General features: G+C 32.5%; 3 protein-coding genes. 2 read left to right on the top strand and 1 reads right to left on the bottom strand.

Features of this window, described 5'->3' with window-relative positions:
• On the top strand, positions 1-247 hold a 247-nt coding region (locus F947_RS00110; RefSeq protein WP_004967809.1), incomplete at its 5' end, for a type I restriction endonuclease subunit R, EcoR124 family.
• Between the two features lie 85 nt (positions 248-332).
• Here F947_RS00110 and F947_RS00115 read toward each other — a convergent pair.
• Positions 333-656: a helix-turn-helix domain-containing protein gene (locus tag F947_RS00115; protein WP_026438500.1), complete on the bottom strand. Its 324-nt coding sequence runs from the start codon at positions 654-656 to the stop codon at positions 333-335.
• A gap of 308 nt (positions 657-964) precedes the next feature.
• Between F947_RS00115 and F947_RS00120 the strand changes: the two genes are divergently transcribed.
• Positions 965-1,288, top strand: coding sequence for a hypothetical protein (locus F947_RS00120; protein ID WP_004967812.1), 324 nt, complete (start codon positions 965-967; stop codon positions 1,286-1,288).
• Positions 1,289-1,460: the final 172 nt, after the last annotated feature.

A 1,460-nucleotide genomic window follows, 5' to 3' on the forward strand; every position in this document is an offset into this window, starting at 1 on the left:
CTTTGCTCAGTTTTGGGATGTGGAAAAAGAAAAGGCGCTGAATGAGCTGTGTCAAAAAGAAGCCATCAAACCTGAAGTCTTCAAAACGGTGCTCAGCCAATATGAATACACCCAGCGTTTACCTAGCCGTGAAGATGTCAAAGACTTACCGATTGCGCGTCCCAAGATCTCAGAACGTAAGACCCTGATGAACACTCTGGTTCTCAAAACTCGAAACTTTATTGAAAAGTTCTATCGAGGTTTATAAGTACCTAAAACGAAAAAATGCCTGAACTTCAGGCATTTTTTACGTCATCACTAACAGCTTAGGTAATCTCCCCTAATAAAAAAATTTAATTTTTTAAAGATAAGATAAATTTCTCAATCATCTGTCTTTCTGATTCAGGTAATTCTTGAATAGATTTTGTAATTGGATCACTCCCTGGATGAGTATGTTGATCTATACATCCTAATAAATAATCAGCAGATACATTCAATACAACAACTAGCTTATAAAAATTTTCTAATGACGGTTTACGAGAACCTGCCTCGATATGTGCAATTGATGTAGATGGAATACCTGATTTCTCCGACAACTCTTGCTGTGTCATTTTTCTCATTTTTCTGATCTCTTTTAGTCTTATACAAAATAAATCAGAATTCATCTCAATCATCATAACAAACAACCATAAATCGACAATATAAACTTGACTAAATAGACAAGTTTTCGTATAAATATTGATAGTATTTTATTGTCTATTTCGACAAAAAACATCTTATACAAACGAAGGAGGAACATTAGATGATCAATATTGTATGTGCATGAGTGCACTATCTGACAATAGTACACTCATGCTTTTCATTCCAAATCAATGAAATGAAAGATTGTAAAATTTCGACTTTTTACCTTTGCATTCTTTCATAACCAACAATTTAAGTAAATTTTTCTTTTACGAAAAACATCTATTCACTTAAAGGCTCGATTATGAATAACTCCCCTAACTTTCTTAATTCTATTAAACCTGAAATCCGTAATCTTAATGTGCGTACTATTTCAAAAATGATTGCTTCTAAAATTATCACAACCACAGAACTACAATTACAACGTGAACCAAACTTTTGTAAGATTCTTAATGTTGCACAACATCTCACAACCTACGAAGCTGTTACATATTTTGTTGATAATCAATTTTTTGAAGAATATGGTTTTCAGCAATTATCTTTAATTCGTCTACAGGATATATATGATCAACTTTTACTTAATTTTTATGAGCATCTAAGGAATACTATTTATTATCCTATGTCATAAATAGGTTTTGATATGAATTAAGTCCTCACGTAACAAGAAATGAGGACTTAATTCATGGAGCTTTAATTTTTCAGCGCTGCACTTCCATATATGGACAAATCCCTGACAAGAACGACAGGAAGTAGTTTCCCATCCCATAACTCTATTCCGGATTACATAAGATCATAAGTTG

Source organism: Acinetobacter towneri DSM 14962 = CIP 107472 (assembly GCF_000368785.1).
GTDB lineage: Bacteria > Pseudomonadota > Gammaproteobacteria > Pseudomonadales > Moraxellaceae > Acinetobacter > Acinetobacter towneri.